The organism is Streptomyces altiplanensis (assembly GCF_053591575.1).
Map to the genome: position 1 here is coordinate 35,099 of NZ_JBSFUB010000010.1, position 17,250 is coordinate 52,348.

The 17,250-nt window shown below is 71.4% G+C and carries 16 protein-coding genes; 9 read left to right on the forward strand and 7 right to left on the reverse strand.

Translation table 11 applies throughout. The annotated features are described in order from the left end of the window. Positions 1 to 12 precede the first annotated feature (12 nt). Positions 13 to 504 carry a winged helix-turn-helix transcriptional regulator gene (locus tag ACWD0Y_RS07090; RefSeq protein ID WP_450259414.1) on the reverse strand — a complete coding sequence of 164 codons (492 nt, stop codon included), beginning with the start codon at positions 502 to 504 and terminating at the stop codon, positions 13 to 15. Positions 505 to 594: 90 nt separating this feature from the next. Between ACWD0Y_RS07090 and ACWD0Y_RS07095 the strand changes: the two genes are divergently transcribed. Beyond that, positions 595 to 2,061 carry an MFS transporter gene (locus ACWD0Y_RS07095; RefSeq protein ID WP_450259415.1) on the forward strand — a complete coding sequence of 489 codons (1,467 nt, stop codon included), beginning with the start codon at positions 595 to 597 and terminating at the stop codon, positions 2,059 to 2,061. Positions 2,062 to 2,196: 135 nt separating this feature from the next. Here the strand turns inward: ACWD0Y_RS07095 and rarD are convergent, their stop codons facing one another. The 6 genes from rarD to ACWD0Y_RS07125 all read right to left on the reverse strand — a co-directional run bounded on the left by rarD (position 2,197) and on the right by ACWD0Y_RS07125 (position 10,351). Then, entirely contained in the window at positions 2,197 to 3,216 is a 1,020-nt protein-coding gene (rarD, locus tag ACWD0Y_RS07100) for an EamA family transporter RarD (protein ID WP_450259416.1), read from the reverse strand. Positions 3,217 to 3,379: 163 nt separating this feature from the next. After that, positions 3,380 to 4,429, reverse strand: a complete 1,050-nt coding sequence (locus tag ACWD0Y_RS07105) for a 2-oxoacid:ferredoxin oxidoreductase subunit beta (protein ID WP_450259417.1) — start codon at positions 4,427 to 4,429, stop codon at positions 3,380 to 3,382. After that, positions 4,422 to 6,389 carry a 2-oxoacid:acceptor oxidoreductase subunit alpha gene (locus tag ACWD0Y_RS07110; protein ID WP_450259418.1) on the reverse strand — a complete coding sequence of 656 codons (1,968 nt, stop codon included), beginning with the start codon at positions 6,387 to 6,389 and terminating at the stop codon, positions 4,422 to 4,424. Before ACWD0Y_RS07110 ends, ACWD0Y_RS07105 begins: the two co-directional genes overlap by 8 nt. Positions 6,390 to 6,670: 281 nt before the next feature. Next, complete coding sequence (locus tag ACWD0Y_RS07115; protein ID WP_450259419.1) at positions 6,671 to 7,330, reverse strand: LuxR C-terminal-related transcriptional regulator; 660 nt, start codon at positions 7,328 to 7,330, stop codon at positions 6,671 to 6,673. Between the two features lie 258 nt (positions 7,331 to 7,588). After that, entirely contained in the window at positions 7,589 to 8,944 is a 1,356-nt protein-coding gene (locus ACWD0Y_RS07120; protein WP_450259420.1) for a sensor histidine kinase, read from the reverse strand. Positions 8,945 to 9,034: 90 nt separating this feature from the next. Continuing rightward, positions 9,035 to 10,351 carry a sensor histidine kinase gene (locus ACWD0Y_RS07125; protein WP_450259421.1) on the reverse strand — a complete coding sequence of 439 codons (1,317 nt, stop codon included), beginning with the start codon at positions 10,349 to 10,351 and terminating at the stop codon, positions 9,035 to 9,037. 201 nt (positions 10,352 to 10,552) lie between these two features. Here ACWD0Y_RS07125 and ACWD0Y_RS07130 point away from each other — a divergent pair, with 201 nt between their 5' ends. Genes ACWD0Y_RS07130 through ACWD0Y_RS07165 form a run of 8 tightly spaced genes read left to right on the forward strand, consistent with a single transcriptional unit; the run spans position 10,553 to position 17,250 of the window. Continuing rightward, positions 10,553 to 10,945, forward strand: a complete 393-nt coding sequence (locus ACWD0Y_RS07130; protein ID WP_093799593.1) for an NADH-quinone oxidoreductase subunit A — start codon at positions 10,553 to 10,555, stop codon at positions 10,943 to 10,945. Continuing rightward, a complete protein-coding gene (locus ACWD0Y_RS07135) occupies positions 10,936 to 11,556 on the forward strand; it encodes an NADH-quinone oxidoreductase subunit B (RefSeq protein ID WP_450259422.1) in 621 nt (206 codons plus the stop codon). The genes ACWD0Y_RS07130 and ACWD0Y_RS07135 overlap by 10 nt, the downstream gene beginning before the upstream one ends. Further along, entirely contained in the window at positions 11,553 to 12,731 is a 1,179-nt protein-coding gene (locus tag ACWD0Y_RS07140) for an NADH-quinone oxidoreductase subunit C (RefSeq protein ID WP_450259423.1), read from the forward strand. Before ACWD0Y_RS07135 ends, ACWD0Y_RS07140 begins: the two co-directional genes overlap by 4 nt. Continuing rightward, positions 12,728 to 13,696 (forward strand): complex I subunit 1/NuoH family protein, encoded by a 969-nt coding sequence (locus ACWD0Y_RS07145; RefSeq protein WP_450259424.1) that lies wholly within the window; start codon positions 12,728 to 12,730, stop codon positions 13,694 to 13,696. The genes ACWD0Y_RS07140 and ACWD0Y_RS07145 overlap by 4 nt, the downstream gene beginning before the upstream one ends. After that, the gene (locus ACWD0Y_RS07150; protein WP_450259425.1) at positions 13,696 to 14,292 is read left to right on the forward strand and encodes a NuoI/complex I 23 kDa subunit family protein; all 597 of its coding nucleotides are present in this window, start codon (positions 13,696 to 13,698) and stop codon (positions 14,290 to 14,292) included. The genes ACWD0Y_RS07145 and ACWD0Y_RS07150 overlap by 1 nt, the downstream gene beginning before the upstream one ends. Then, positions 14,289 to 14,861 carry an NADH-quinone oxidoreductase subunit J family protein gene (locus ACWD0Y_RS07155; protein ID WP_450259426.1) on the forward strand — a complete coding sequence of 191 codons (573 nt, stop codon included), beginning with the start codon at positions 14,289 to 14,291 and terminating at the stop codon, positions 14,859 to 14,861. Before ACWD0Y_RS07150 ends, ACWD0Y_RS07155 begins: the two co-directional genes overlap by 4 nt. Further along, entirely contained in the window at positions 14,861 to 15,259 is a 399-nt protein-coding gene (gene nuoK / locus ACWD0Y_RS07160) for an NADH-quinone oxidoreductase subunit NuoK (RefSeq protein WP_450259427.1), read from the forward strand. The genes ACWD0Y_RS07155 and nuoK overlap by 1 nt, the downstream gene beginning before the upstream one ends. Then, positions 15,256 to 17,250: an NADH-quinone oxidoreductase subunit 5 family protein gene (locus tag ACWD0Y_RS07165; protein WP_450259428.1), complete on the forward strand. Its 1,995-nt coding sequence runs from the start codon at positions 15,256 to 15,258 to the stop codon at positions 17,248 to 17,250. Before nuoK ends, ACWD0Y_RS07165 begins: the two co-directional genes overlap by 4 nt.

Here is a 17,250-nt window from a genome sequence, read left to right on the forward strand (position 1 = left end):
GTTGAAGCCGGGTCAGCGGGCGGAAGCCGCGGTGGCTTCTGACGCTGCGGATTCCGGCGCCGCGGATTCCGCCGCCGTACGGGCGTCGTAGTCGGCGCGGGCCGCCGCGATCTCGCTCTGGTGCTTCTCGGTCCAGGTGACCAGGGAGCGGATCGTGGTGTGCAACGTCGCGCCGAGCGGCGTGAGTTCGTACTCCACACGCGGCGGCACCACCGGGTGCACCGTGCGCTTGACGAGCCCGTCGCGCTCCAGCTGGCGCAGCGTCACCGTCAGCATGCGCTGGCTGATGCCGTCGATCCTGCGCCGCAGTTCGGTGAAGCGCAGTACGTGGCTGTCGAGCAGCGCGATGACCAGCAGCGACCACTTGTCGGCGACGCGGTCGAGGATCTGGCGGACCTCGCAGTCCTCGCGGGTGTCCCACTGGAAGGGGTCGGTGTCGCCGTACGCCCCCTGGGAGCCGGTGACTTCGCAGTTACTCGGTGACTTCAAAGTGCCTTCTTCCATGCGCCGGAATGCTGCCGCAGGATGCCTTTGGTTACAAGAGAGAACCGACCGGCATCCCGATAACTGGTTTGATATGAGAGGCACTTACCCATGACCCGACGCGCCTGGGCGCTGCTGCTCGTACTCTGCGGCACCATCTTCCTCGAAGGCATCGACGTCGCCATGCTGTCGGTCGCCGTGCCGTCCATCAGATCCGACCTGGAGTTGCCGACCGGCACCGCGGCCTGGGTGATGAGCGCCTACGTCCTCGGATACGCCGGATTCACCCTGCTCGGCGGTCGCGCGGCCGACCTGCTCGGCCGGCGACGGATGTTCCTGACCTGGCTCGCGGTCTTCCTCGGCTTCTCCGTGCTCGGCGGGTTCGCCACCGAGGGCTGGATGCTGATCGTCGCCCGCTTCGTGACCGGCGTGGCCGCGGCCTTCATGACTCCGGCCGCGATGTCGATCATCACCACCTCGTACGAGGAGGGCCCGAAGCGGAACAAGGCCCTGCTCGTCTTCGCCGGCACGGCCGCGGGCGGTTTCTCGCTCGGCCTGGTCATCGGCGGGCTGCTGACCCAGCTCGGCTGGCGGTGGGTGTTCTTCGCCCCGGTCCTGCTGGGCGGCCTCATCCTGATCGCGGCGCTGCGGCTGCTCCCGGCGGAGGCCCGGCCGGCCCGCCGCGGCGGAGCCTTCGACCTCGCCGGCGCGGCGACGGCCGCCGGGGCGATGCTGCTGCTGGCGTACGGGATCGTACGGCTGGAGCACGGCTTCGACGGCTGGCGGCTGACGGCCGCCGTGGTGGCCGCCGGGCTGCTGCTCGTGGCGGTGTTCGTGACGGTCGAGCGCCGCTCGGCCACCCCGCTCGTACGGCTCGGCATCCTGCGCAAGGCGTCGATGGTCCGTGCCGACCTGGGAGCGCTGCTCTTCGTCGGCTCCTTCTTCGGCTTCCAGTTCATGGTCACGCTCTACCTCCAGGAACTGCGCGGCTGGTCCTCCCTGGAGACGGCCCTGGCCCTGGTCGTGATGGGCGTCGACGCGGTCCTCGCACCGACGCTGACCCCGCGCCTGGTCAACCGGTTCGGCAACGCCCGGGTGATCTTCGGCGGCTTCGTGCTGGCGATCGTGTCGTACGCGCTGTTCCTGCCGGTCGGCCTCGACTGGTCGTACGCCGTGATGCTCCCGACGCTGTTCCTCACGGGCGCGGCGTTCGCCCTGGCGTACGGGCCGCTCACGATCGCCGCGACGGACGGCATCGAGGAGGAGGAGCAGGGGGTGGCCGGCGGGCTGCTCGCCACCGCGACCCAGTTCGGGTCGGCCGTCGGGATCTCGGCGGTGACGGCGGTGTACGGCCTGGTGGCGGCGGGCGGCGACGGCTCCCCGGAAGCCACCCTCAGCGCGTTCCGCGCCGCGCTGGCGGTGCCGGCGGTGATGGTCGTCGCGGGCGCGGTGATCACGGCGTTCGGCCTGCGGGGCGGAAGGGGCGCAAAGTACGGGAAGGGCGGGAGTGACGGGCGGACACCGCTGGAGACGCCCCGGCCCACCGCCGCGCGGCCGGGAGCCGTACCGGCGGGGTAGGCGGTGGGGCAGGCCCCGGGCATCCTGGCCGCCGGAGCAGGGCCCGGGGCGGGGCGGGGTCCCTCATACGGCGGTTCCGCACAAGGTCACAGCGGGAAGAGGCGGGCGGGACCACAGCCCCGCCGGGTGCTCGCCCTAGGACACGGACTTGGACGTCGGCGCCGGCGCCGGCTCGGACGCGGAGACCGACACGCCACCCGCGGCCGGCGCTGCGGCCGGCGCGGCGGCGGCAGTCGCCGCCACCGCGGCCAGCCGCACCGCTTCCGCCCGTCCCCGCCGCGCCGTACGCAGCGCGTCCCACGTCAGCAGCGCCAGCGCCGCCCAGACCAGCGAGAAGCCGGCCCAGCGCTCCGGCGGCATCGCCTCGTGGAAGTACACGACGCCGAGCCCGAACTGGAAGACCGGCGCGAGGTACTGCAACAGCCCCAGCGTCGACAACGGCACCCGGATCGCCGCCGCACCGAAGCAGACCAGCGGGACGGCGGTCACGATGCCGGTGGCGGCGAGCAGCCCCGCGTGCCCGAGCCCTTCCGCGCCGAAGGTCGCGTCCCCGTGCGACCCGATCCAGAGCAGATAGCCCAGCGCGGGGAGGAACTGGACGGCGGTCTCGGCGGCCAGTGACTCCACGCCGCCGAGGTTGACCTTCTTCTTGACCAGGCCGTACGTCGCGAACGAGAACGCCAGGACCAGGGAGATCCAGGGCGGCCGCCCGTATCCGACGGCCAGTACCAGCACCGCCGCGAAGCCGACCCCGACCGCCGTCCACTGCACGGGCCGCAGCCGTTCCTTCAGCAGCAGGACCCCCATGGCGATGGTGACCAGCGGGTTGATGAAGTAACCGAGCGAGGCTTCGACGACCTGGCCGCTGTTGACGGCCCAGATGTACAGCCCCCAGTTGACCGTTATGACGGTCGCGGCGACGGCGATGAGGCCCAGCTTGCGGGGCCGGCGGACCAGCTCCCCGATCCATGCCCACCGGCGTACCGCCAGCAGCACGATGCCGACGACGGCCAGCGACCACACCATGCGGTGGGCGAGGATCTCCATCGCGCCGGCGGGCTTGAGGAGCGGCCAGAAGAGGGGGACCAGCCCCCACATTCCATAGGCACCGATGCCGTACAGCAAGCCCGACCGCTGTTCGTTGACCGACTTCACTGGCCCTCCCGACCCACACACGTCATCGCGTCGAACGGTAGTGCCGGGACGGCCCGCCTGTCATGTCCGTATCGCAATACGGTCATGACAGGCGCTGGCGGGAAAGCGAAGAGGGGCATCCGGTCCTGAGACCGGGTGCCCCTCTTCGCGGACGGCGTGCGACTCAGCCGACGACGGTCCAGGTGTCGTTGCCGGTGAGGAGGGTGTTGAGGTCGCCCTTGCCGTTCTGTTCGAGGGCGGTGTCGAGCTGGTCGGCCATGAGGGTGTCGTAGACGGGGCGGTGGGTGCTGCGCAGGACTCCGATGGGGGTGTGGTGGAGGGTGTCGGGGTCGGCGAGGCGGGAGAGGGCGAAGGCGGTGGTGGGGGAGGCGGCGTGGGCGTCGTGGATGAGGACCTGGGAGGCGTTGTCCGGTGTCACCTGGACCACCTTGAGGTCGCCGGTGGCCGCGTCTCGCACGACACCCTTGGATCCGTCGGCTCCGAAGCGGATGGGGTGTCCGTGTTCGAGGCGGATGACGGCTTCCTGGGCCTGTTGTTTGTCCTTGAGGGCGTCGAAGGCGCCGTCGTTGAAGATGTTGCAGTTCTGGTAGATCTCGACGAGGGCGGTGCCGGGGTGGGCGGCGGCCTGGCGCAGGACCTGGGTGAGGTGGGTGCGGTCGGAATCGATGGTGCGGGCGACGAAGCTGGCCTCGGCGCCGAGGGCGAGGGAGACGGGGTTGAAGGGGGCGTCGAGGGAGCCCATCGGGGTGGATTTGGTGATCTTGCCGGTTTCGGAGGTGGGGGAGTACTGGCCCTTGGTGAGGCCGTAGATGCGGTTGTTGAAGAGCAGGATCTTGAGGTTGACGTTGCGGCGCAGGGCGTGGATGAGGTGGTTGCCGCCGATGGACAGGGCGTCGCCGTCGCCGGTGATCACCCATACGGACAGGTCGCGGCGGGAGGTGGCCAGGCCGGTGGCGATGGCGGGGGCGCGGCCGTGGATGGAGTGCATCCCGTAGGTGTTCATGTAGTAGGGGAAGCGGGAGGAGCAGCCGATGCCGGAGACGAAGACGATGTTCTCTCTGGCCAGGCCGAGTTCGGGCAGGAAGCCCTGCACGGCGGCGAGGACGGCGTAGTCGCCGCAGCCGGGGCACCAGCGCACTTCCTGGTCGGACTTGAAGTCCTTCATGGACTGCTTGGCCTCGGCCCGGGGGATGAGGGAGAGCGCCTCAGTCATCGGTGGCCTCCTTGAGGGCGGTGGCGAGCTGTTCGGCCTGGAACGGCATGCCGTTGACCTGGGTGTGGGAGCGGGCGTCGACCAGGTAGGTGGCCCGGAGCAGGGTGGCGAGCTGCCCGAGGTTCATCTCCGGCACCACGACCTTCTCGTAGCGGGCGAGGATCTCGCCCAGATTCCGGGGGAAGGGGTTGAGGTGGCGCAGGTGGGCCTGGGCGATGGGTGTCCCGGCGGTGCGCAGCCGGCGTACGGCGGCGGTGATCGGGCCGTAGGTGGAGCCCCAGCCCAGCACCAGGGTGCGGGCACCGTCGGGGTCGTCGACCGTCAGGTCGGGGACGGTGATGTTGTCGATTTTGGCCTGGCGGGTGCGGACCATGAGGTCGTGGTTGGCCGGGTCGTAGGAGATGTTGCCGGTGCCGTCCTGTTTCTCGATGCCGCCGATGCGGTGTTCCAGGCCGGGGGTGCCGGGCACGGCCCAGGGGCGGGCCAGGGTCTGCGGGTCGCGTTTGTAGGGCCAGAACACGTGGCTGCCGTCGGGCAGGGTGTGGTTGGGGCCGGTGGCGAACTGGACCCGCAGGTCGGGCAGCTCGTCGCTTTGCGGGATGCGCCAGGGTTCGCTGCCGTTGGCGAGGTAGCCGTCGGAGAGCAGGAAGACCGGGGTGCGGTAGGCCAGCGCGATACGGGCCGCGTCCAGGGCCGCCTCGAAGCAGTCGGCCGGGGTCCGCGGCGCCACGACCGGTACCGGGGCCTCGCCGTTGCGCCCGTACATGGCCTGGAGCAGGTCGGCCTGTTCGGTCTTGGTGGGCAACCCGGTCGAGGGGCCGCCGCGCTGGATGGCGACCACCACGAGCGGCAGCTCCAGCGAGACCGCCAGCCCGATGGTCTCCGACTTCAGTGCCACCCCGGGCCCGGAGGTGGTGGTCACCGCGAGCTGCCCGCCGAAGGCCGCGCCGAGCGCGGCGCCGATGGCGGCGATCTCGTCCTCGGCCTGGAAGGTGCGCACCCCGAAGTTCTTGTGCTTGCTGAGTTCGTGCAGGATGTCGGAGGCCGGGGTGATCGGGTAGGAGCCCAGGAACAGCGGCAGGTCGGCCTGGTGGCCGGCGGCGATCAGCCCGTAGGACAGGGCGAGGTTGCCGGAGATGTTGCGGTAGGTGCCGGGCGGGAACGCGGCGGTGGCCGGGGCGATCTCGTAGGAGACGGCGAAGTCCTCGGTGGTCTCGCCGAAGTTCCACCCGGCCCGAAACGCCGCCACGTTGGCCTCGGCGATCTGCGGTTTCCTGGCGAACTTGGTGCGCAGGAAGTTCTCGGTGCCCTCGGTGGGCCGGTGGTACATCCAGGACAGCAGGCCCAGCGCGAACATGTTCTTCGAGCGTTCGGCCTCCTTGCGGGAGAGCCCGAAGTCCTTGAGCGCCTCGACCGTCATCGTGGTCAGCGCCACCGGGTGGACGTGGTACGCCTCCAGGGAGCCGTCCTCCAGCGGAGAGACGGCGTAGCCGACCTTGGCCATCGCCCGCCGGGTGAACTCGTCGGTGTTGACGATGATCTGCGCCCCGCGCGGCACATCTTCCAGGTTGGCCTTCAGCGCGGCCGGGTTCATCGCGACCAGCACGTCCGGGGCGTCGCCCGGGGTCAGGATGTCGTGGTCGGCGAAGTGCAGCTGGAAGCTGGAGACCCCCGGCAGCGTCCCGGCGGGCGCCCGGATCTCGGCCGGGAAGTTCGGCAGCGTCGACAGGTCATTGCCGAACGCCGCCGTCTCCGAGGTGAACCGGTCCCCCGTCAGCTGCATCCCGTCACCCGAGTCACCCGCGAAACGGATCACCACCTGCCCCAGCCGACGAACCTCCTTCCCGGAGACCTTCCCGTTCGGCGTGCTGCGCTGTTCCCCGACGACGGTGTCATTCGCTCCGCCGGCACCATCGGTTCCGTCGGCCTTCTCGGCCGGGCTACTGACCTGGCTGGTCACTGAACTGGACCTCCTTCGAGGCGGCTGCTCGGGCCGGCCGGCCCACCGGCGGCCCCAAGGCCCACCCTACGTCGGTAAGGGTGCCCTTCCCTGGATCGATCACATGATCGATCCCGTTTTGAGACGCCCAATTGCCCTGCTTTGACATGTTTAGCCCGTCTCTCAGCGCTCTGTATCGAAGACGCTCCGTATTCGCCTCTTGGTTCTGGGGCCGTCGCCCCGACCATTCCCGACCACCTCTGAGCTGCACTCCAGAACATGTCCGGTCCGGTGTCGGTGACCTAGGACCTCAGATAGGTCAGCACTGCCAGCACCCGACGGTGATCCCCGTCACTCGGCGAGAGCCCGAGCTTGAGGAAGATGTTGCTGACGTGCTTCTCCACCGCGCCGTCACTCACCACCAGTTGCTTGGCGACCGCCGAGTTCGTCCGGCCCTCGGCCATGAGGCCCAGCACCTCCCGCTCCCGGGGGGTCAGCCCGGCGAGGACGTCCTGCTTCCGGCTGCGGCCCAGCAGCTGTGCCACGACCTCGGGATCGAGCGCGGTCCCGCCCTGGGCCACCCGGACGACGGCGTCCACGAATTCACGTACCTCGGCCACCCGGTCCTTGAGCAGATAGCCGACGCCCCGGCTCGACCCGGCCAGCAATTCCGTCGCGTACTGCTCCTCGACGTACTGCGACAGGACCAGCACTCCGATCGCGGGGTAGTCCTTGCGCAGCCGCACCGCCGCCCGCACGCCCTCGTCGGTGTGCGTCGGCGGCATCCGTACGTCCGCGACCACCACATCCGGCAGCTCGTCCCGCGACGCCAGATCCCCCACCGTCTTGATCAGCGCTTCCGCGTCCCCGACGCCCGCGACGACATCATGCCCGCGGTCGGTCAGAAGCCGGGTCAGGCCCTCCCGCAGCAGCACTGAATCCTCGGCGATGACCACTCGCACCCTGTCCTCCACGACCGTGCAGCCCCCAGCAGTTGTGTGCTTCCCACCCCGTCGGGCCCAGCATTTCAGTATCCGGGCCGACGCGTGCTCAGGTGCTGGGAATAGTGGCGTACGACTCGGGACGGGCTGCCGGGACGTGGGAAGAGAGCGAGCGCAAGCGGCCGGAACTCAGGAGCCGGGGAAGCGGGGAAGCGGGCGAGAAGGCGGCGCCCGGCCCCCTGAACGGGCAGCCGGGCAGCCGGGCGATCGGGTGGCGGATCAGCCCCGCCAGGGCAGTTCCGCCGTGACCGTGGTCGGCCCACCTACCGGTGAGGTGACCACCAGGATCCCGTCGACCGCGTCCAGCCGCTCCGCGAGCCCGGCCAGACCCGAGCCGGCCGTCGCGTCCGCGCCGCCCTGCCCGTCGTCGCTCACCTGGAGCATCAGCCGGTCCTCCGTCTGCCACACATCGACCGTGGCCCGGGACGCCCGCGCGTGCTTGCTGACGTTCTGCAGGAGCTCGGAGACGGTGAAGTACGCGATGCCCTCGATCGCCGGGGCCGGCCGGGCCGGCAGATCCACCTCGACCTGCACCGGCACCGTGCACCGGGAGGCCACCGCGGAGAGCGCCGCGTCCAGACCGCGGTCGGTCAGGACGGCCGGGTGGATGCCCCGGGCCAGGTCCCGCAGCTCCTGCAACGCGATCTTCACCTCGCCGTGCGCCTCTTCCACCATGCGGGCCGCGGCTTCCGGGTCCTCCGTCAGCTTCTCCTTGGCCAGCCCCAGATCCATGGCGAGGGTGACGAGCCTGGCCTGTGCCCCGTCGTGCAGGTCGCGCTCGATGCGCCGCAGGTCGGCGGCCGCGGTGTCGACGACGACGCCCCGGTCCGACTCCAGCTCCGAGACCCGGGTGGCGAGCCGGGACGGGCCGAGCAGCCCGGTCACCATCACCCGGTCCACGGTCGTCATGCCGCGTATGAGCCACGGGGTGACGAGGGTGAGGAGCAGGCCGAACGCGCTGGTCAGGGCCAGTTCGTGGGCCTCGTCGAGGTAGATGCTGTGCGTGTTGTCGCCGTACAGCTGGATGCCGTCCGTCCCCGCGTAGACCGGGAACACCCACTGCCACAGCGGATACGTGAGCATGGCCCAGCCGTACGACCAGAAGAACAGCGACACGGAGAAGGAGAACACCGCCCACGGCAGATGCAGCACGGCGTACAGCAGATGGCGCCAGGACACCCCGCTCTTGAGCATCGCGCCCATCCAGGACATCGGGCCGCCGCCCGGCCTGGCCCGGACGGGCGCCGGGTCCGCCACGTCCAGCTTGAGCAGCGCCCTCGCGCGGGCCCGCTCCACCACCCCGAAGCCGCGGCAGCCGGCCAGGCCCGCCGCGAGTACCGGTACGCCGAGGAAGGTGATCAGCAGACCCATGCCCAGCGACGTCATGGTGACCGCGAAGACGAAGAGCAGCACGCTGACCGGCAGGCTGAGCATCAGGTAACCGAACTCGCGCCAGGTACGGGCCTCGATCGGCGCGCGCAGTGCCGGAGGCAGCACGTGCCTCTTCGGGGGGCGGCCCGGGCGGTCCTCGCGCCCCCACTGGTCTCTGGTCTGCGATGCGTACTCCGTGGCCATCACTGCCGTCCGTTTCTGCTCTGATGCTGCTGCTGAGTGGCTGTGTCCCTCAAGCATGCTGGGACGGGCAGGCCGGGACCATGAGGCCGGTCACCGTCTTCCACCGGGGGTTTTCCCCACCCCCGCACTGCGCCTGACCACACCTTCGGGACCTTCGGCCGCCCCGTCGCGGTCGCGCCACGGCAGCTCGGCCGTGACCGTCGTCGGCCCGCCCACCGGGGAGTCGAGGGCCAGGAGCCCGTCCACCGCGCCGAGCCGCTCGGCCAGACCGGCCATGCCCGTGCCGCCGTCCAGCCGCGCGCCGCCGCACCCGTCGTCCCGCACCTGGATCAGCAGCCGCTCCCCGCTCCGCCACACGTCCACGGAAGCGGACCGCGCCCCGCTGTGCTTGCTGACGTTCTGCAGGAGCTCGGAGACGGTGAAGTACGCGATGCCCTCGATCGCCTCCGCCGGGCGCGCCGCCAGATCGGCCGTGACCCGCACCGGGGCCGTGCAGCGCGACGCGACGGACGACAGCGCCGCGTCCAGGCCGCGGTCGGTCAGCACGGCAGGATGGATGCCGCGCGCCAGATCACGCAGCTCCTGCAGTGCCAGCTTCACTTCGCCGTGCGCCTCGTCGACCATCGCCGCCGCGGCGACCGGGTCCTTGAAGTCGCCGGTCAGCTTCTCCTTCGCCATGCCGAGCCCCATGGCGAGGGCGACGAGCCTGGCCTGCGCCCCGTCGTGCAGATCGCGTTCGATACGGCGCAGATCGGCGGCCGCGGTGTCGACGACGACGCCCCGGCCCGACTCCAGCTCGGCGATCCGCCGCTCCAGTTCGCCGGAGGGGCAGAGCAGACCGCGCACCATCGCCCGGTCCGCGTTGGCCAGCGCCCGCACCAGGTACGGCAGCACCGGCCAGAGCACGACGAGCCCGGTCAGCGTGACCGCGAAGGCCAGCACGCCCCACGGCAGCCGGACGAACGCGTACAGCGCCGTCCGCCAGCCCACCGGGTCCTTCAGGCCGGCCCACAACCACGACAAGAAACCGCCTTCGCCCGGACGCCGTCCCGCGGCGACCGGGCTCGGCTCGTCGACGTGCAGACCGAGCAGGGCACGTGCGCGCGCCCGTTCCACCGCGCCGAACCGGCGCGCCCCGAGCAGTCCCGCCACCACCAGGGGCAGACCGATCACCGTGACCGAAAGACCGCACCCGAGGGCGAGAACCACCACGGTGAACACAAAACCGAAGAGGGCCGTCGGCAGGTCGAGGAGGAGATGGGCGATCTCCTTCCAGGTGTCCGGGCCATAGGGGAAGCGCACGGGCGGCGGGTGACCGGCCCGGTCGGCACGTCCGGTGCGACCGGCACGCTGGGTGCGGTCCGGCCGGTCGTAATCTGGGAGAAGGTCACTGGCGCTGGCGGTCATGGCCCCCAGCCTGACGGGCCCCGGCCGCGGATGCCATGGGGTGGCTGGGTGTGAGGAAGTGGGGATAACCCCACCCCCTGTACGACGCGGCTGCTTACCCAGCTTTTACCAGGGCCTAGACTCCCGTGCGTACAGATCGTCGAACGAGGCGCAACGAGGCGCGACGGGACGCGACGAGGTCAGGGAGCGAGAGGGGCGGACATGCCGGAACCGACTGTTCTCGCGGACGGGTACTTCCAGAGCTACTCGGTCGTCGGACTGCTCGCAGTCGTCGGCGTCCTCTTCGTCGCCGTGGCCTTCGGGGCCGGGCGACTGCTGCGGCCCGTCGTGCCGACGCCGGAGAAACTGCTGACGTACGAATGCGGCGTGGACCCGGTCGGAGAGGGCTGGGCCCACACCCAGGTCCGCTACTACGTCTACGCCTTCCTGTACGTGATCTTCGCCGTCGACTCCATCTTCTTGTTCCCGTGGGCGACGGTCTTCGCCGCGCCCGAGTACGGCGCGACGACGCTGGTCGAGATGTTCATCTTCCTCGGCTTCCTGGCCGTGGGACTGCTGTACGCATGGAAGAAGGGCGTCCTCGAATGGACGTGACCCGAGTGACCCCTGTCGATCTCCCCGAGCCGACGCTGCCGCCGCCGTCCGGGCCGAAGCGCCTGGGAGCCCTCGCCCGCCTGGCACCCGAGCCCATGAAGGTGGTCCTGAACTGGGGCCGCCGCTACAGCCTGTGGGTCTTCAACTTCGGCCTCGCCTGCTGCGCGATCGAGTTCATCGCCGCGTCCATGGCGCGCCACGACTTCATCCGGCTCGGCGTGATCCCCTTCGCACCGGGGCCGCGCCAGGCCGACCTGATGGTCGTCTCCGGCACGGTCACGGACAAGATGGCCCCGGCCGTCAAGCGGCTGTACGAGCAGATGCCCGAGCCGAAGTACGTCATCTCCTTCGGCGCCTGCTCCAACTGCGGCGGTCCGTACTGGGACTCCTACTCCGTGACGAAGGGCGTCGACCAGATCATCCCGGTCGACGTGTACGTACCGGGCTGCCCGCCCCGTCCGGAGGCGCTGCTCCAGGGCATCCTCAAGCTCCAGGAGAAGATCGCCCGCGAGTCCCTGGGCGAGCGCTACGGCCATGGACGGCCCTCCACGGCGGCCCTGCGGAGCGGCCTCGTCACGCCGCCGCCGGCCCCGGGGGAGGCCGGGAAGTGAGCGAGACGACCCGCACGACGGCGTACGACAGCCTGCCGGACGCCGTCACCGAGATCTTCGGCGAGGAAGCGACCGCCGAGCGCGCCTACGACCTGCTCACCGTCGATGTCCCGGCCGGCTCGTGGACCGCGGCCCTGGAGACCGCCCGCGACACGCTCGGCTGCACGTACTTCGACTGGCTGAGCGCGGTCGACGAGCCGGGCACGGGCTTCCGCGTCTGCGCCCACGTCGCCGCCCTCGAAGGCCGTACGGTACGACGCCTGCTGCTCCGTACGACCGTCCCGCACGAGGCGCCCGTCCTGCCCACCGCCGTCGCGGTCTACGCGGGCGCCCAGTGGCACGAGCGCGAGACGCACGAGATGTTCGGCGTCGACTTCACGGACCACCCGCACCTGGTGCCGCTCCTGCTGCCCGAGGGCTTCGAGGGGCACCCGCTGCGCAAGGACTTCGTCCTGGCGGCCCGGGTCGCCAAGGCGTGGCCCGGTGCGAAGGAGCCGGGGGAGTCCGACCACGGCGGGCCCAAGCGCCGCCAGATGCTGCCGCCCGGCGTCCCGGACCCGAACGACTGGGGGCCCCAGAAGGGACAGCTCCCGCCGGCCCCGGCCCGCCCCGCGCGCACCCCGCGCGCGGCAGGCGCCGCGGGCGGGGCGGCCGACCGCCCGCCGCGCCGCGCCCGCAGCGTCACGGAGGGCTCGGCCACCCAGACCACCGAATCCGCGACCGGCGCCCCGGAAGCCGCAGCCCCGAGGCCCCCGCGCCGTACGCGCAGCGTGAGCGAGGGCTCGGCGAGCCAGGCCGCGGAGGCCGCGGCCCCCGCACCGGAGACGCGGCCGGCCCCGCAGCCGGAGGCCGCGACGCCGCCGGCCGATGGCGCCGCGCCCGCCGGGAGCGAGGCCGGTGCCCAGGCCGCGCCGGCGCCCGCGCGCAGCACGGACGCGCCCTGGCACCACCCGCGCCCCGCGTTCCAGGACGAGGAAGCACGGCCGGAGACAGAAGCCGCGACCCGTACGGGCGCGTCCGCGGACACGGAGGCCGACGCGGCGGAAGCTGCCGACGCAGCCGCCGACGAGGCCCTGGGCGGCGACGCGGCCGCCGCGAAGGAGCCCGGCCGGGCCGGTTCCGCCGACGAAGGGGCGACCGGCCCCACCCAGGACCGAGGGAGCGACGACGCGTGAACGACGTACTCGATGTCGCCCTCCGCCTGGTCGTCGTCTTCGCCGTGTTCATGGTCCTCCCGCTCGTCGTGGGGCAGACCGAGCACAAGGTGATGGCCCACATGCAGGGCCGCCTCGGCCCCATGTACGCGGGCGGCTTCCACGGCTGGGCGCAGCTCGTCGCCGACGGCGTGAAGTTCGCGCAGAAGGAAGACATCGTCCCGGCCAACGCCGACCGGCGCATCTTCCAGCTCGCCCCCGCCGTCGCACTCCTCCCGTACCTCCTCGTGCTCGTCGCGATCCCGATCGGCCCGAGCGAGGGCGCGGTCGGCCAGGTCGTCGACGCGGGCATCTTCTTCGTGCTCGCGGTCATGGGCGTCGGCGTGCTCGGCTCGCTCATGGCGGGCTGGGCCTCGGCCAACAAGTTCTCCCTCCTCGGCGGCCTGCGCACCGCCGCCCAGCTGCTCGCGTACGAACTGCCGATGCTGCTCGCCGCCGCCTCCGTGGCGATGGCGGCCGGCACCGTCTCGCTGCCCGGCATCCTGAACGCCTTCGAGTGGTGGTGGCTGCCGTGGCAGATCGTCGGCGCGATCGTCTTCTTCGTCGCCGGTCTCGCCGAACTCCAGCGGCCGCCGTTCGACATGCCGGTCGCCGACTCGGAGATCATCTTCGGCGCGTACACCGAGTACACGGGCCTGCGCTTCGCGCTCTTCCTGCTCGCCGAGTACGCCGGAATCGTCGTCCTCTGCGGCCTGACCACCGTCCTCTTCCTCGGCGGCTGGCACGGCCCCTGGGGTGCGGACGGCCTCGGCTGGGTCTGGACGCTGCTCAAGACCGCGATCCTCGCCTTCGGCATCATCTGGCTCCGCGTGACCTACCCCCGGCTGCGCGAGGACCAGCTCCAGAAGCTCGCCTGGACCGTACTCATCCCGCTCGCTCTCGCGCAGATCGCGCTCACCGGCATCGTGAAGGTGGCGATCCAGTAATGCCTCCGATCCCCGGCTCCGGCCTCGCCAAGGGCCTGGCCGTGACGCTCCGCACGATGACGAAGAAGACCGTCACCGCGCAGTACCCGGACGTCCAGCCCGAACTCCCGCCCCGCACGCGCGGCGTGATCGGCCTGTTCGAGGAGAACTGCACGGTCTGCATGCTCTGCGCGCGCGAGTGCCCCGACTGGTGCATCTACATCGACTCGCACAAGGAGACGGTCCCGGCCGCCGTCCCCGGCGGCCGCGAGCGCAGCCGCAACGTCCTCGACCGCTTCGCGATCGACTTCTCGCTCTGCATGTACTGCGGTATCTGCATCGAGGTGTGCCCCTTCGACGCACTCTTCTGGTCCCCGGAATTCGAGTACGCCGAGACCGAGATCCACGAACTCACCCACGAGCGGGACAAGCTCCGCGAGTGGATGTGGACGGTTCCCGAACCGCCCGCGCTGGACCCGGGCGCGGAGGAACCGAAGGAGATCGCGGCGGCCCGCAAGGCCGCCGACAAGCTCGCGGCAGCGCAGGCACAGGCGGCCCAGGCGCAGGCAGCGCAGCAGCAGGCAGCCCAGCAGGAAGCAGAGGGCCCCGCCGAATGAGCCACCTCGCCGCAGCCGCCGGGCAGGGCTTCCTCTCCCCGACCGGCGTCGAGATCGCCTTCCTCCTCGTCGGCATCGCCACCCTCGGCGCGGCCGTCGTCACGGTCACCACCAAGCAGCTGGTGCACGCCGCCCTCTGGCTGGTCGTCGCGCTCGGCGGCCTCGCCGTCGAGTACCTCCTGCTGACGGCCGAGTTCATCGCCTGGGTGCAGGTCCTGATCTACGTCGGTTCCGTGGTCGTCCTCCTCCTCTTCGGGCTGATGCTCACCAGGGCCCCCATCGGGCGCTCCCCGGACGCCGACTCGGGCAACCGCTGGGCCGCTCTCACGGTGGCCGTGGCCGCGGCCGCCGCACTCGTCTGGGTGGTCGTGGACGCGTTCCGCACCACCTGGATCGACCTGGACGGACCGGTCCAGGGCTCGACCAGGGTGAGCGGCGAGATCCTCTTCCAGCACTGGGTGCTGCCCTTCGAGGCTCTCTCCGTCCTCCTGCTCGCCGCTCTCGTCGGCGCGATCGTCCTCTCCCGCAAGAGCGACAGCGACAGTGCCAAAGACAAGGAGCAGCGCTGATGCACCTCGCCTATCCCGCCGTGCTCGCCGCCCTCCTCTTCTGCACCGGGCTGTACGGAGTGCTCGCGCGCCGCAACGCGATCCTGGTCCTGATGTCGGTCGAGCTGATGCTCAACGCCGTCAACCTCAACCTCGTCGCCTTCGACGTGTGGCTCCGCGACACCCTCCACTCCGGCCAGGCCCTCACCCTCTTCACCATCGCCATCGCCGCGGCCGAGATCGGCATCGGCCTGGCGATCGTCCTGATGGTCTACCGCAACCGCGGGTCCTCGGACATCGACAGGCTGCGCGACACCGCCGAAGGCCCGGACCCGGCCGGCCCGGCCGGCGACGAAGCTTCCGCCCTGGCCCAGAAGGCCGCACAAGAGGCCGCACAGAAGACCGAGGCCGCCGCGTGACGACCACGACCCTCGCCGTCCTCGTTCCCCTCCTTCCGTTCCTGGGCGCCGTGGCCGGCCTGCTGCTCGGCCGCACCGCCCCCGGATTCGTCCGCCCCCTGGCCGTACTGCCGGCCCTGGCCGCCGCCGTGCTGGCCGCGATCGTCGCCGTACGCCAGGGCGGCGGCAGGGCGATCGACGCCTCGACCCAGCTCACCCCCACGGGCTCGGTCCCCATCGACCTCGCCCTGCACCTCGACGGCTTCGCGGCTCTCGTCGCCGTCCTGGTCGGGACCGTCGCGACCTGTGTGCAGCTCTACTCGACGGGCTACCTGCGCGACGACCCGCGCTACCCCTCGTACGCCGCCCTGGTCTCCCTCTTCACCTCCGCGATGCTGCTCGTCGTCTACTCCGGCGACCTGATGGTGCTGCTGGTCGGCTGGGAGATCATGGGCATCTGCTCGTACTTCCTCGTCGGCCACTACTGGGAGACGCCCGAGGCCCGCGCCGCCTCCCTCAAGGCATTCCTGGTCACCAAGCTCGGCGACGTCCCTTTCCTTTTCGGCCTGTTCGCACTCGCCGTCGACGCCGGCACGTTCCGGATCACCGGCATCCTGGGCGCCGTCGCGAACGGCGGACTCGACCACCCGACGCCGATCGCCCTGCTGCTCCTCGCCGGTGTGGCGGGCAAGTCGGCCCAGTTCCCGCTGCACACCTGGCTGCCCGACGCGATGGCGGGTCCCACGCCCGTCTCCGCGCTGATCCACGCCGCCACGATGGTCGCCGCCGGCGTGTACTTCGTGGCCCGCATCCTCCCCGTCTTCGCCGCCTCCGCCGCCGCCCTGACCGTCCTCGCCGTGATGGCCGCGGTCACGATGGTCGGCTCGGCCCTCGCCGCCCTGGCCCAGGACGACATCAAGCGCGTCCTCGCCTACTCGACGATCGGCCAGCTCGGCTACATGACCGGGGCCCTGGCCGTCGGCGACCGCGGCGCCGCCGTCTTCCACCTCCTCTCCCACGGCGCCTTCAAGGCGCTCCTCTTCCTCGCCGCCGGCGTGGTCATCCACGCCGCCGGCACCAATTCGCTGGCTGCCATGTCCCGCATGAGCGGCCTGCCCAAGCGCATCCCCGACGCCTACTGGACGATGACGATCGCCCTGCTCGCGCTCGCGGCGATCCCTCCCTTCGCCGGCTTCTTCTCCAAGGAAGCCGTCCTCGTCGCCGCCGAGCACGCCTCGCTCGGCGACACCACCGGCGTCCCCTCCGGCGCGGGCTGGACCGTGCTCGTCGCGGGCCTGCTCACCGCCCTGCTCACGGCGGCGTACGCCACCCGCCTGTGGCTGCTGGCCTTCCGCGGCCGCGGCCCCGCCGCCCCCGATCACGGCAAGCAGCCCCTCGTCATGAACGCTGTGCTGTGGGTCCTGGCCGTCCCCTCCCTCGCCCTCGGCCTCACCGTCGGTGAGCTCGCCGGCTGGTTCGACGTCCACGCCCTCACCCCGACCGTCACCACCGCGGTCCTCGGCACCGGTGTCGCCCTCGTCGGCGGACTGGTCACCTACGGCGCCTGGCGCCACACCACGGCCATGGCCGCCCGCCCCCCGATCGGCGCCGTGGCCGCCCATCCCGAGGACAGCCCGGCCGTCTCCGAGGCGGAAGCCATCGCCACCCACACCCCCGCCTACGGCGACATCGCGTCGGCCCCCGACCCCGCCGACCCCGGCCGGCTCCTCCTGGGCCCGCTGCACCGCCACGCGGCGGCCGGCTTCCACCTCGACGCCGTCTACCACGCCCTCTTCGTACGGCCCGTCCTGGCGGGCGCCGAGCTGGTCCGCTTCCTGGACCGCGAGGTCGTCGAGACGTACGTACGCGGTGCGGGCGCCGTCCCGCGCCTCCTCGGCGCGGGCGTCCGCCGAGCCCAGACCGGCAATGTGCAGACCTACCTCAGCGCGCTGCTCGCCGGTTCCGTCGTCCTGGCGATCGCCGCCGTCATCGTCGCCGCCGTCGGAGCGTGA

Bases quoted from the DNA above. Each gene is read 5' to 3' on its own strand.
- ACWD0Y_RS07135 (WP_450259422.1), top strand. From the start codon at position 10,936: ATGGACGTGACCCGAGTGACCCCTGTCGATCTCCCCGAGCCGACGCTG.
- nuoK (WP_450259427.1), top strand. From the start codon at position 14,861: ATGCACCTCGCCTATCCCGCCGTGCTCGCCGCCCTCCTCTTCTGCACC.
- ACWD0Y_RS07155 (WP_450259426.1), top strand. From the start codon at position 14,289: ATGAGCCACCTCGCCGCAGCCGCCGGGCAGGGCTTCCTCTCCCCGACC.
- ACWD0Y_RS07120 (WP_450259420.1), bottom strand. From the start codon at position 8,944: ATGGCCACGGAGTACGCATCGCAGACCAGAGACCAGTGGGGGCGCGAG.
- ACWD0Y_RS07090 (WP_450259414.1), bottom strand. From the start codon at position 504: ATGGAAGAAGGCACTTTGAAGTCACCGAGTAACTGCGAAGTCACCGGC.
- ACWD0Y_RS07125 (WP_450259421.1), bottom strand. From the start codon at position 10,351: ATGACCGCCAGCGCCAGTGACCTTCTCCCAGATTACGACCGGCCGGAC.
- ACWD0Y_RS07105 (WP_450259417.1), bottom strand. From the start codon at position 4,429: ATGACTGAGGCGCTCTCCCTCATCCCCCGGGCCGAGGCCAAGCAGTCC.
- ACWD0Y_RS07150 (WP_450259425.1), top strand. From the start codon at position 13,696: ATGCCTCCGATCCCCGGCTCCGGCCTCGCCAAGGGCCTGGCCGTGACG.
- ACWD0Y_RS07095 (WP_450259415.1), top strand. From the start codon at position 595: ATGACCCGACGCGCCTGGGCGCTGCTGCTCGTACTCTGCGGCACCATC.
- ACWD0Y_RS07130 (WP_093799593.1), top strand. From the start codon at position 10,553: ATGCCGGAACCGACTGTTCTCGCGGACGGGTACTTCCAGAGCTACTCG.